Origin of the sequence: Chelatococcus sp. YT9, assembly GCF_018398315.1 — a bacterium.
In the GTDB taxonomy this organism is placed as follows: Bacteria; Pseudomonadota; Alphaproteobacteria; order Rhizobiales; family Beijerinckiaceae; genus Chelatococcus.
Map to the genome: position 1 here is coordinate 2,349,705 of NZ_JAHBRW010000001.1, position 11,641 is coordinate 2,361,345.

At 72.2% G+C, this 11,641-nt stretch carries 10 protein-coding genes; 9 read left to right on the top strand and 1 reads right to left on the bottom strand.

The features are described from left to right. The first annotated feature begins 11 nt into the window (after positions 1-11). Genes cobN through cobJ form a run of 5 tightly spaced genes read left to right on the top strand, consistent with a single transcriptional unit; the run spans position 12 to position 7,413 of the window. The gene (gene cobN, locus KIO76_RS10675) at positions 12-3,614 is read left to right on the top strand and encodes a cobaltochelatase subunit CobN (RefSeq protein WP_213323261.1); all 3,603 of its coding nucleotides are present in this window, start codon (positions 12-14) and stop codon (positions 3,612-3,614) included. Then, complete coding sequence (locus KIO76_RS10680) at positions 3,611-5,257, top strand: ferredoxin-like domain-containing protein (RefSeq protein WP_213323262.1); 1,647 nt, start codon at positions 3,611-3,613, stop codon at positions 5,255-5,257. Before cobN ends, KIO76_RS10680 begins: the two co-directional genes overlap by 4 nt. Continuing rightward, positions 5,250-5,894: a precorrin-8X methylmutase gene (locus KIO76_RS10685; RefSeq protein ID WP_213323263.1), complete on the top strand. Its 645-nt coding sequence runs from the start codon at positions 5,250-5,252 to the stop codon at positions 5,892-5,894. The genes KIO76_RS10680 and KIO76_RS10685 overlap by 8 nt, the downstream gene beginning before the upstream one ends. Further along, a complete protein-coding gene (locus KIO76_RS10690; RefSeq protein ID WP_213323264.1) occupies positions 5,891-6,634 on the top strand; it encodes a precorrin-2 C(20)-methyltransferase in 744 nt (247 codons plus the stop codon). Before KIO76_RS10685 ends, KIO76_RS10690 begins: the two co-directional genes overlap by 4 nt. After that, complete coding sequence (cobJ, locus tag KIO76_RS10695; protein ID WP_213323265.1) at positions 6,631-7,413, top strand: precorrin-3B C(17)-methyltransferase; 783 nt, start codon at positions 6,631-6,633, stop codon at positions 7,411-7,413. Before KIO76_RS10690 ends, cobJ begins: the two co-directional genes overlap by 4 nt. Here cobJ and KIO76_RS10700 read toward each other — a convergent pair. Continuing rightward, complete coding sequence (locus tag KIO76_RS10700; protein WP_249729565.1) at positions 7,395-8,180, bottom strand: cobalt-precorrin-6A reductase; 786 nt, start codon at positions 8,178-8,180, stop codon at positions 7,395-7,397. The genes cobJ and KIO76_RS10700 overlap by 19 nt on opposite strands. On the opposite strand from KIO76_RS10700, the gene cbiE reads away from it, so the two are divergent. The 4 genes from cbiE to cobA all read left to right on the top strand — a co-directional run bounded on the left by cbiE (position 8,179) and on the right by cobA (position 11,624). Beyond that, positions 8,179-9,459 (top strand): precorrin-6y C5,15-methyltransferase (decarboxylating) subunit CbiE, encoded by a 1,281-nt coding sequence (cbiE, locus tag KIO76_RS10705; RefSeq protein ID WP_213325204.1) that lies wholly within the window; start codon positions 8,179-8,181, stop codon positions 9,457-9,459. The genes KIO76_RS10700 and cbiE overlap by 2 nt on opposite strands. After that, complete coding sequence (locus KIO76_RS10710) at positions 9,456-9,848, top strand: cobalamin biosynthesis protein (RefSeq protein WP_291976716.1); 393 nt, start codon at positions 9,456-9,458, stop codon at positions 9,846-9,848. The genes cbiE and KIO76_RS10710 overlap by 4 nt, the downstream gene beginning before the upstream one ends. A gap of 4 nt (positions 9,849-9,852) precedes the next feature. After that, positions 9,853-10,614, top strand: a complete 762-nt coding sequence (cobM, locus tag KIO76_RS10715; protein ID WP_213323267.1) for a precorrin-4 C(11)-methyltransferase — start codon at positions 9,853-9,855, stop codon at positions 10,612-10,614. A 206-nt stretch (positions 10,615-10,820) separates the two neighbouring features. Then, complete coding sequence (cobA, locus tag KIO76_RS10720; RefSeq protein ID WP_213323268.1) at positions 10,821-11,624, top strand: uroporphyrinogen-III C-methyltransferase; 804 nt, start codon at positions 10,821-10,823, stop codon at positions 11,622-11,624. Positions 11,625-11,641: the final 17 nt, after the last annotated feature.

Sequence of the window (11,641 nt, forward strand, 5' to 3'; positions counted from 1 at the left end):
GGGAGGGCGCGATGCATCTCCTGCCGGTTGCGGCTGTCGGGCTCGATCAGGCGGAGACGCCGGTCGATCTCGGCCAGACTCCGGCGGAGATGGTGATCCTCTCCTTCACTGACACGGATCTCGCCGCGCTCGCCACGGCCCATGAGCGCGCCGGCGTCTCGCTGCCGACGCTGCGGCTCGCCAATCTCCAGCGCCTCAGGCATCCCCTGTCTGTCGATCTCTACGTCGAGGAGGTCATCGACAAGGCCCGGATCGTCGTGCTGCGCTGCCTCGGCGGGCTCGACTATCTCGACTACGGCCTCAACGAGATTGCCGCGAGTTGCATCAGGCGCGGCGCCATTCTCGTGGCGCTCGCCGGCGACGATCGCCCGGACGAGCGCCTCGCCGCCCTCTCGCGCGCCGACCGCGACCTCTACGATGCGCTGGACGGCTATTTCCGCGCCGGCGGCGTGGACAATTGCGGCGCCGCGCTGTCGCTGATGGCCAACGCACTCGGCGCAAGCCTGCCCATCCCACCCCCGCGCCTCGTGCCGGCGGCGGGAGTATTTGCACCGGAAGCGCCCGTTTCACATCTCCCCGGCGGGGAGGGACGGGATGACACGGACGCGCGGCACCCGGGTGAGCCCGCTGGAAGCGCCGCCGCCGATCCCTCCCCTCCAGGGGAGGGTGGCGCCGCAGGCGCCGGGTGGGGATCCGGCCTCCGCGGCTCGCGTCAAGACAATCGCGTATCGACCCCACCCGACCTTGCCGGGGGCAAGGCCACCCTCCCCTGGAGGGGAGGGATCGCGGAGCCATTTGCGGAGAACGGCGCAACAGCCCTCATCCTGTTCTACCGCTCGGTCTATCTCGCGGGCGATACCGCGCCGATCTCGGCGCTGGCCGAGGCGCTGGCGGCGAAGGGCCTCACCCCCGTCGCGCTGTTCGTTTCCAGCCTCAAGGACCCCGACGCGATCACGGTGGTCAAGGCCGCGATCGCGCGTCACAGGCCGGCGGTGATCCTGAACACGACCGCCTTCTCGGCGCAGCATGGCGAAGGCGGCAGCGTGCTCGACCGCGCCGGCTGCCCTGTGCTGCAGGTGATCCTGGCGGGGTCGCCGCGCGAGGCCTGGGAGGAGAGCCCGCGGGGCCTCGGCGCGGCCGATTTCGCCATGAACGTCGCCCTGCCGGAGATCGACGGGCGGCTCACGACGACCGCGATTTCCTTCAAGGCGGAGGCGTCCGCCAATCCGGCGCTCGAATTCGCCGTGGTGCGCCATGAGCCCGATCCGGCCCAGATCGCCCTGGTCGCGGATCGCGCGGCGGGCTGGGTGCGGCTCGCCGCCACGCCGCCCAGCGCGCGGCGCATCGCGGTGATCGTCGCCGACTATCCCTCGCGCGGCGGGCGCACCGGCTATGCCGTGGGTCTCGACACCGGCCGCAGCGCCGCCAACCTGCTGTCGTGGCTGGCGAAAGCGGGCTATGCGGCTGACACGACCGTTCCGGCTGAGGCCATCCTGCCGCGCCTCGAGGCGGGCACGGAGCGCGCCGCGCTCAGCCTGTCGCGCTACCGGGACTGGCTCGCCGCGACGCCGCAAGCCTTCCGCGATGCCGTGACGGCGGCCTGGGGCGAGCCGGAGGACGACGCCGCGCTCGCGGAAGGCGCGTTCTCCTTCCCCGTGATGAGGGCCGGCCATGTGGTGCTGGCATTGCAGCCGGAGCGCGGGCGAGACGCCGACCGCAAGGCGAGCTATCATGACCCGGCGCTGCCGCCGCGCCACGCCTATTGCGCCTTCTATGCCTGGCTTGCGCTCGGCCGGTCGGGCGGCGGCGAGGAGGTCGATGCCATCGTCCATCTCGGCACCCATGGCACGCTCGAATGGCTGCCCGGCAAGACCGCCGCGCTGTCGCCCGCCTGCGCACCGCAGGTGCTGACAGGCGCGTTGCCGGTGATCTACCCCTTCATCGTCAACAATCCCGGCGAGGCGGCGGTGGCGCGCCGGCGGATCGGCGCCGTCACGATCGGCCATCTCACGCCGCCCATCGGCGAGGCTGGGCTCCACGGCGCGGCCGCCGAGCTGGAAGCGCTGGTCGATGAATATGCCGCCGCCGACGGCCTCGATACGAAGCGCCAGCGGCTCCTGAAATCCGCCATCGTTGACAAGGCGCGCGAGACGGGGCTCGCCGCCGAATGCGGCGCCGGGGCCAGTGACGACGACACGCTGATCACCGCGCTCGACGCCTGGCTGTGCGACCTCAAGGAATTCGCCATCCGCGACGGGCTGCATGTGCTGGGCGAGGCCCCGCCAGCCGCCGCCGGCGCCGCCATGGCCGCCATGATGGGAGACGCCGCAGCCGAAGCGCGCCTGCGCATCGCGGCCTCGCCGCAGGCGGAAAAGGCAGCGCTCCTGGCGGCGCTGGACGGGCGCTTCGTGCCGCCCGGTCCGGCGGGCGCGCCGACGCGCGGGCGGCTCGACGTGCTGCCGACCGGCCGTAATCTCACCGGGCTCGACCCGCGCGCCATCCCGACGCGCACGGCGCTTGCCATCGGGGAGCGGGCGGCGGCGGAGGTGCTGCGGCGCTATCTCCAGGACCATGGCGACTGGCCGCGCGCGCTCGTCATGGACCTCTGGGCCTCGATGACGCTGCGCACCGGCGGCGACGACCTCGCCGAGGCGCTCACGCTGATGGGCGCGCGCCCACGCTGGGACCATGCCTCGAACCGCGTCACCGGCGTCGAGATCGTGCCCGGGTCGCGCCTGGATCGGCCGCGCATCGACGTGACGCTCCGCATTTCCGGGCTGTTCCGGGATGCCTTCACCCGGCAGATCACCCTGTTCGACCAGGCGGTCAAGGCGATCGCGGCCCTCGACGAGGAGGACGATTTCAACCCGCTCGCGGCAGCAAGGCGGCGCGGCGAGCCGCTCGACCGCATTTTCTCCGGCGCGCCCGGCACCTATGGCGCGGGTGTGTCCGCGCGGGTGCTCGACGGCGACTGGTCGGGGCGCGAGGCGCTGGCCGACAGCTATCTCGCCGCCGGCGGCTATGCCATCGGCGGCGACGGGACGGCGCGGCCGGCGTCCCAGGCTTTCAGAGAGCGCGTGCGGACCGCCGACGCGCTGGTGCACTCCCGTGACGACGGCGAGCGCGACGCGCTCGACACCGAGGACGTGGCCGATTTCGTGGGCGGCTTCGCGGCGGCGGCCGAGGCGCTCGGGGCGAGCCCCGCGCTCATCCATCTCGACACCAGCCGGCCGGATGCGCCGCGCGCGCGGCTGATGGCCGAGGAGATCGCCCGCATTGCCCGCAGCCGCCTCGCCAATCCGCGTTGGATCGCGGGGCAACTGCGCCATGGCTATCGCGGCATCGCCGAGCTCGCGCAAGGTGTCGACGCGCTCTATGCCTTCGCGGCGACCTCGAACACGGTCGGCCATCGGCCTTTCGAAATGGTCTTCGACGCCTATGTCGCCGACGAGGCCGTATGGTCGGCCATTTCGGCCGCCAATCCCGCCGCCGCACGCGCCATCGCCGCGCGTTTCGCCGATGCCCTGAAGCGCGGCCTGTGGCAGCCACGCCGCAATTCGGTCTATGGACGGCTCGCGGCCGCCCTCGGCGCGATGCCGGAGGCTGCGGAATGAGCGCGGCGGCTGTCGTCGATCGCCGGCGCGGCTGGTGTCCCGGCGCGCTGCGCCCGATGGCGACCGGCGATGGCCTGCTCGTGCGGCTGCGCCTCACCGCCGGGCATCTTCCCGTCGCGACCGCCCGGCTGATCGCCGATCTCGCTGACCGCCACGGCAACGGGCTGATCGACCTGAGCAGCCGCGCCAATCTGCAGCTGCGCGGCGTGAGCGAGGCAAGCCTCGGTTCGCTGCAGGCCGAACTGGCGCAGGCCGGCCTTCTCGACGAGAGCCCGGCCCATGAGGCCGCGCGCAATGTGCTGGCGAGCCCGCTGTCGGATTGCGACCCAACGGCCTTGTGCGACGCGCATGGGGCGGTGCGAGCGCTGGAAGCGGCGCTGATGGGCGAGGTGGGTGATGTCGGTGCGCCCGCTGATCCCTCCCCTCAAGGGGAGGGTGGCCTTGCCTTCGGCAAGGTCGGGTGGGGTCGAAAGGCAGAGGATGTCGGGTCCCCGCCCGGCGCCTGCGGCGCCACCCTCCCCTTGAGGGGAGGGATCGGCGCGCCACTGGCTCTGCCGCCCAAGTTCTCCTGGATCGTCGACGACGGCGGCGCGCGGGCGCTGGACGACATCGCAGCCGATGTCCGTTTTCGCGCTGTCATGCACGAAGGCGTGGTGCTATGGGCGGTCGGCCTCGATACGCTGGCGGGCATCGACTGGATCGGCACCTCACCGCTTTCAGCCTTGCCGGATGTCGCCCGTGCGATCGGCCTCGCCTTCGTCGCGGCGATGGCGCGCGATCCCGGCTTGCGCCGCATGCGCCAGCTCGATGCGGCGGGGCGGCGGGAGTTCGTCACGGCGCTCGTCTTGGCGCTTGCGCCGTTGCAGCCGGCGCCCCCTCACCCCAGCCCTCTCTCCACAGGGGAGAGGGGGCGAAGCCTCTATGGCGCTGCCTCCGTCGCAACCGCCGCCGCTGGTCTCCCTCTCCCCGGCGGGGAGAGGGCCGGGGCGAGGGGTATTCCGACGCTGGTGAGGGGTATTCCGACACCCGGAATGGCAACAGACCCCGCCGTTCTCACGCTCGCCCTGCCGTTCGGGCGCATGACCGCGCGGCAGCTCGCTCTTCTCGCGGAGCTTGCCGAGAGGGAGGGCTGCGGGGCGCTGAGGCTCGGGCCGTGGCGGCAGGTCCATCTGCCGGGGATCGCCCTGGGCCGGGCGGCAGCGCTGATGGCCAGCGCCGCGGCGGCCGGATTCATCACGGATCCGGATGATGCGCGGCTCGCCATCATCGCCTGTCCCGGCGCGCCCGCCTGCGGCAGCGGGGAGATGCCCGCCCAGGAGGATGCGATACGCATCGCCGCGACGGTGGGGGATCTGGCCGGGGCCGGCTTCGGCCTCCATGTTTCCGGCTGCGCCAAGGGCTGCGCGGCACAGGCGACGGGGCGCCATCCCCCGGGGCTGACACTCGTCGGCGGCGATGGCCGCTACGAATTGGTGCGCGGCGGCGCGGCCCATGCTAGGCCCATCGTCGCGCTCGGCGCGGCGGAGGCGGCGGCGGGGATCGCGCGCCTCGCCGCCCATTGTCGGGCGCGTGGTGGCGTCGCCGCGCTGGCGGCGCTGGACGACAGGGAGTTGGCAGGGATGTTCGTGGCGTCTGATGGTTGAGGCAAGGAATTCCGATCGCGACTACATTCGCGAGGGTGACGAGATCTACCGGCGATCCTTCGCCATCATCCGCTCCGAGGCGCGGCTTGCGCGCTTCTCGCCGGTGGAAGAGCGGGTCGCCGTGCGCATCATCCACGCCTCGGGCATGGTCGAGGTGGCCGACGACATCGCCATGACGCCGGATTTCGCCGAGACCGCGCGGGCGGCGCTCCGCGCCGGGGCTCCCATCCTCTGCGATTCCAAGATGGTCGCGAACGGCATCACCCGCGCGCGCCTGCCGGCGGACAATGCGGTGATCTGCACGCTGGATGATCCGTCCGTGCCGGGTCTCGCGCGCGAGATCGGCAATACGCGCAGCGCCGCGGCGCTCGAATTGTGGCGTCCCTATCTCGATGGCGCCGTCGCCGTCTTCGGCAATGCGCCGACCGCCCTGTTCCGCCTGCTCGAGATGCTGGACGCAGGCGCGCCCAAGCCAGCCGCCGTCATCGGCCTTCCCGTCGGCTTCGTTGGTGCGGCCGAGTCCAAGGAGGCGCTGATGGCCGATGGCCGCGTGCCGGCGCTCATCGTAAAGGGGCGCAAGGGCGGCAGCGCCATGGCGGCCGCGGCCGTGAACGCCCTGGCGAGGGATGCCGAGTGAGCCTCCCGCCCATTAAATCCGGCACGCTCTATGGCGTCGGCCTCGGTCCCGGCGAGGCGGACTACATGACGCTGCGGGCGGCCCGCGTCATTGCCGATGCCGACATCCTCGCCTTCTTCGCCAAGCGCGGCCGCCCCGGCCATGCGCGCACCATCGCCGGCGGGCTGATCGACGCCGGCCGGCGCGAGATGCCGCTGGTCTACCCAATGACAACGGAGATGCCGGCAGATTCGTCTGAATACCGGGCGAGCCTCGCGGCCTTCTATGAGGAGAGCGTGGCGGCGATTGCCGCCGAGCTCGCCGCCGGGGCGAGCGTCGCCGTGCTCTGCGAGGGCGACCCCTTCTTCTACGGGTCCTTCATGCATCTCTGGCGCCGGCTCTACGGCCGCTGGCCGGTGGAGGTGGTGCCCGGCGTCACCGGCATGTCGGGCGCCTGGACGCGGGCGGCCGCGCCGATCACCTGGGGCGATGACGTCCTGACGGTGCTGCCGGCGACCTTGCCCGAGGACGTGCTGGCCCGCCGCCTTGCCGATACCGACGCGGCCGTCATCATGAAGCTCGGGCGGCATCTGCCGAAGGTGCGGCGAGCGCTGGAAGCCGCCGGCATCGCGGACCGCGCCATCTATGTCGAACGCGGCACCATGGCCGACGAGCGCATCATGCCGCTCGGCGCCATGACCGACGCCGAGGCGCCTTACTTTGCCATGGTGATCGTGCCGGGCGAGGGCAGGCGGCCATGAGCCGGGAAAATACCGGGGAGGCCGCCGGCTGGCTCGTGGTGGTGGGCCTCGGCCCCGGTCCCGACCGCTGGCTCACGCCGGCCGCTTCCGCCGTGCTCGACGCCGCGACCGATGTCATCGGCTATGGCCCCTATACGGCGCGGCTGCCGGCCAGGGCGGGACGCGCGGTGCATGCCAGCGACAACCGCGTCGAGATCGAGCGCGCGCGCCACGCCCTGGAGCTCGCCGGCGCCGGCCATCGGGTCGCGGTGGTGTCGGGCGGCGATCCCGGCGTCTTCGCCATGGCGGCCGCCGTTTTCGAGGCCATCGAGCATGGCCCGGCGGCATGGCGCGCGCTCGATATCCGCGTCGAGCCGGGGGTGACGGCGATGCTGGCGGCGGCGGCCCGGGTCGGCGCGCCGTTGGGCCATGATTTCGCGGCGATCTCGCTCTCCGACAACCTGAAGCCATGGGAGGTCATCCTGCGCCGCCTGCGGCTGGCGGCGGAGGCCGATCTCGTCATCGCCCTCTACAATCCCGTCTCCCGCGCGCGGCCTGACAAGCTGCGCGAGGCCTTTGCGGCGCTCGGCGCCATCCGCGCGCCGGACACGCCTGTCATCATGGCTCGCGCGGTGGGGCGCCCGGACGAGCGCATCGCGCTGACGACGCTTGGCGAGGCGCCGGGCATCGAGGCCGACATGGCGACTGTCGTCATCGTCGGCTCCTCGGAAACCCGCCTCATTCCGCGCGCCGGCACGCCCTTCGTCTATACGCCGCGCAGCTATGGAGCGGGACGGTGAGCCTCAAGCCATGCGAGCGCCTCGCCAGGCTCATGGAACGTCGGGACGTCGGGCTTGGGCGGCCGCGCGACCATCACGACGGGCAGGCCGAGATTGCGCGCCGCCATGAGCTTGGCCGCCGTCGCCGTGCCGCCGGCATTCTTGGTGACGAGCACGTCGATGCCATGGGCGCGCATCAGCGCCTCCTCGTCCGCCAGCGCGAAGGGGCCGCGCGCCGTTATGAATGTCGCCTGCGGCGCGGTGAAGCCCTCCGGCGCGTCGATGCTGCGCACGAGATAATGGTGCTGCGGCGCCGCGTTGAAGGCGGCCAGCTCCTGCCGCCCGATGGTGAGAAAGACGCGGCGCGGCGTGGGGCCGAGCGCCGCCGCCGCGGCTTCCATGTCCGGCACCGCCTGCCAGCGGTCGCCGGGTTCCGGCATCCAGGCGGGGCGGGTGAGGCGGGCAAGCGGCACGCCTTGCCGGGTGCAGGCGCTGGCCGCACTGACGGAGATTCGCGCGGCGAAGGGATGGGTCGCATCGATGACCGCGCCAAAGCGCACCGTGGCGATATAGGCGGCGAGCCCGTCCGCGCCGCCGAAGCCGCCGACGCGGAGCGGGATCGGCGCCGGCGCATGCTCCCGCGTGCGGCCGGCGAGCGACAGCACCGACGCGATATCCGCGCGCTCCGCGAGGAGGGCGGCCAGCCGGCTCGCCTCGGTCGTTCCTCCGAGGATGAGCAGGCGCAGCACTGTTGCAGGCCTTGGCATGATGGGGGAACCTGAGGTCATGGCCGGTCGCGATATCCTCTCAGCGCCCACAGCATCGAGCGCTTCGCCGATAGTCTCTCCGCCGGCGCCCTGGCTCGCCATCGTCGGCCTCGGCGAAGACGGAATCGACGGCCTCAATGCCGCCGCCCGTCGCCTGATCGAGCGTGCCGGCTTGGTGGTGGGCGGGCAGCGTCATCTCGCCCTTGCGGGCGCGCTCGTCAAGGGCGAGACGCTCGTCTGGCCGAGCCCGATCCATGATGCCTTTCCCGCAATCTTCGCTCGGCGCAGCACGCCGGTCTGCGTGCTCGCGAGCGGCGACCCCTTCTGCTACGGCATCGGCAGCGTGCTCGCCCAGCATGTGCCGGCGGCGGAATGGGAGGTGGTGGCGCAGCCCTCGGCCTTCAGCCTCGCGGCCGCGCGCCTCGGCTGGGCTCTGCAGGACGTGGCCACCATCAGCCTGCATGGCCGGCCGCTGGCGCGGATCAGGTCGCTGTTGCAGCCGGGCGCGCGCATCCTGGCGCTGGCTTGGGACGGCACGACGCCGGGGAAGCTCGCGGCCATGCTCGCGGAACATGGCTTCGGCGCCTCGCGCATCACAACGCTCGAATGCCTGGGTGGTCCACGCGAGCGGGTGCGCGCGTCGACAGCGGGTGATTACGACGGCGGTGATTGCGATCCCCTCGTCACCATCGCGCTCGAGGTGGTGGCCCTGCCCGGCGCGCGCGTTTTGCCGCTGGCGTCGGGCCTCGACGACGACCTCTTCGCCCATGACGGGCAGATCACCAAGCGCGAGATCCGGGCGCTGGCCTTGTCCGCGCTCGCGCCGCGCCAGGGCGAACTCCTGTGGGATGTCGGCGCGGGCTCCGGCTCCGTCGGCATCGAATGGATGCTGCGCCATCCCTCGCTCAAGGCCGTTGCCATCGAGGCCAGGGCAAAGCGCGCGGCGCGCATCCGGGCGAATGCCGAGAGCCTGGGCGTGCCGGATCTTCACGTGGTGGAAGGCCCGGCGCCGGAGGCGCTCACCGGCCTGCCGCCGCCCGCCGCGATCTTCATCGGCGGCGGGGCGAGCCGTCCCGGCGTCATCGAAGCCTGTTGGGACGCGTTGGCGGAAGGGGGGCGGCTCGTCGTTCATGCGGTGACGCTGGAGACCGAGGCGGTTATCACCGCCGCCCGCACGCGCCACGGTGGGGATCTCACGCGCTGCTCGCTGGAGCGGGCGGAGCCCATCGGCCGGTTTCATAGCTGGCGGGCGGCGATGCCGGTGGTGCAATGGCGGGCGGTGAAGGGGGCGAGGCCGTGAGGAACGTGGTGGCCGGCTTCGGCTTTCGCCAGCGCGCGACGATCGCCGATTTTCATGCCGCGCTCGACGCGGCGCTGGCTGACGCTGACGTGGCGCCGGACGAAGTCGCCGAGATCGCCATCCCCCGCGTCAAGCGCAGCGCCATCGTCGAGGCTTTCGCGCAGCGGCAGGGGCTGACGCTGGTGCCCCTGTCGGAAGTGGATTTGCACGGGGCCAGCGATCGCTGCCTCACCCAGTCGGCGCGTTCCATCGGCGCGCTCGGCGTGCCAAGCGTCGCGGAAGCCGCCGCTCTTGCTGCGGCGGGGGAGGGCGCGCAACTGATCCGGCCGCGCATCAAGACCGCCACTGTCACCTGCGCGCTGGCCCGCAGAATTCAGCTATGGGGATAAGCCTGTGACCGTCCATTTCATCGGCGCCGGGCCCGGTGCGCCCGATCTCATCACGGTGCGGGGGCGTGATCTCGTGGCGCGCTGCCCGGTCTGCCTCTATGCAGGCTCGCTGGTGCCGCGCGAGGTGCTCTCCTGGTGTCCTCCCGGCGCGCGGATCGTCGATACCGCGCCGTTGTCGCTCGACCAGATCATCGAGACGATCGCGGATGCGCATGCGGCCGGGCAGGACATCGCCCGCCTGCATTCGGGCGATCTGTCCATCTGGAGCGCCATGGGCGAACAGCTCCGCCGGCTGCGCCAGCGCGACATCCCCTACACCATCACGCCCGGCGTGCCGGCCTTCGCCGCCTCAGCGGCGGCGCTCGGCCAGGAACTGACGCTGCCGGGCGTCGCGCAATCGGTGGTGCTGACGCGCACCTCGGGACGCGCCACCGCCATGCCGGAGACGGAGACGCTGGCCGCCTTCGCCGCAACGGGGGCGACGCTCGCCATCCATCTGTCGATCCATGTGCTCGACAAGGTGGTGGCCGAGCTCACGCCTCACTACGGGGACGACTGTCCCGTCGCCGTCGTGGCGCGGGCGAGTTGGCCGGAAGAGCGCATCCTGCGCGGCACGCTCGCGACGATCGTCGGCCTCCTCGCCGCCGACCCCGTCGAGCGCACGGCGACGATTTTCGTCGGGCCCGTGCTCGGCACGGAGGATTTCCGCGAGAGCGCGCTCTATGGCGCCCACTACGTCAGGCGCTTTCGCGGCGCTGGGGAGTGAGGGAAGGGCGCAACGTCGGACCGGGTTTGATCCCTCCCCTGGAGGGAAGGGATCGCGGCGGCTCACGGGTGCGCTCATCCGGATGGGCGTGGTGGGGGGAGTGATGAAAACGCTCATGCCTCGTGCCCATCCGTCACCCTCGTGCGCACCCTTACGATTCAGTCTATAGCAGCGCGATGATGCCACCCGCCGCCAGCCCGAGCTCTATGCCAGCCTCTATCCCCGCCGCCCTGCAATCGCTGACGCCCGATTTCGCGCCGGGCGCGGTCTGGCTCGTGGGCGCGGGCCCCGGCGATCCCGGGCTCCTCACGCTGCACGCGATCAATGCCCTGGCAGCGGCGGATGCCATTGTCTACGACGCCCTCGTCGACAAGCGCGTGCTCGGCCTCGCGCGGCCCGACGCGCTCCTCGAATTCGCCGGCAAGCGCGGCGGCAAGCCTTCGCCGCAGCAGGCCGACATCACGCGCCGGCTCATCGCGCTCGCCCGTGAGGGCCGGCGGGTCCTGCGGCTGAAGGGGGGTGATCCCTTCGTCTTCGGGCGCGGCGGCGAGGAAGCGCTGGCGCTGGTGGAAGCCGGCATCCCGTTCCGCGTCATACCGGGGGTAACGGCGGGGCTCGGCGGGCTCGCCGGCGCGCTCATTCCCGCGACGACACGCGGCACGAATCAGGCCGTGGTGCTCGCCACCGGCCATGCGGCGGCCGGCTCAGAGGAAGATCTCGACTGGGCGGCGCTCGCCCGCCTGCGCCAGCCGCTCATCCTCTACATGGCTGTGGCGAACCTGCCGCGCATCGCCGAGGCGCTCATCGCCGGCGGGGCTGATCCCGCGACACCGGTCGCCATCGTCGCCTCCGCAACGCTGCCGTCGGAACAGGTCGTCGAAACGACACTGGCGAGGTCAGCGGATGCGCTGGCCGAGGCGGGCATTGCGGCGCCGTCGATCGTCGCCATCGGCTCCATCGTCGGTCTCAGGGCGCGGCTCACCGCCGGGACGGGGGAGGGATCGCCATGACAGCACCGATGACGATG

Coding starts and splice junctions, on each gene's coding strand:
- cobN (WP_213323261.1), top strand. CDS start 12: ATGCATCTCCTGCCGGTTGCGGCTGTCGGGCTCGATCAGGCGGAGACG.
- KIO76_RS10680 (WP_213323262.1), top strand. CDS start 3,611: ATGAGCGCGGCGGCTGTCGTCGATCGCCGGCGCGGCTGGTGTCCCGGC.
- KIO76_RS10685 (WP_213323263.1), top strand. CDS start 5,250: ATGGTTGAGGCAAGGAATTCCGATCGCGACTACATTCGCGAGGGTGAC.
- cobJ (WP_213323265.1), top strand. CDS start 6,631: ATGAGCCGGGAAAATACCGGGGAGGCCGCCGGCTGGCTCGTGGTGGTG.
- cbiE (WP_213325204.1), top strand. CDS start 8,179: ATGGCCGGTCGCGATATCCTCTCAGCGCCCACAGCATCGAGCGCTTCG.
- KIO76_RS10700 (WP_249729565.1), bottom strand. CDS start 8,180: ATGACCTCAGGTTCCCCCATCATGCCAAGGCCTGCAACAGTGCTGCGC.
- cobA (WP_213323268.1), top strand. CDS start 10,821: ATGCCAGCCTCTATCCCCGCCGCCCTGCAATCGCTGACGCCCGATTTC.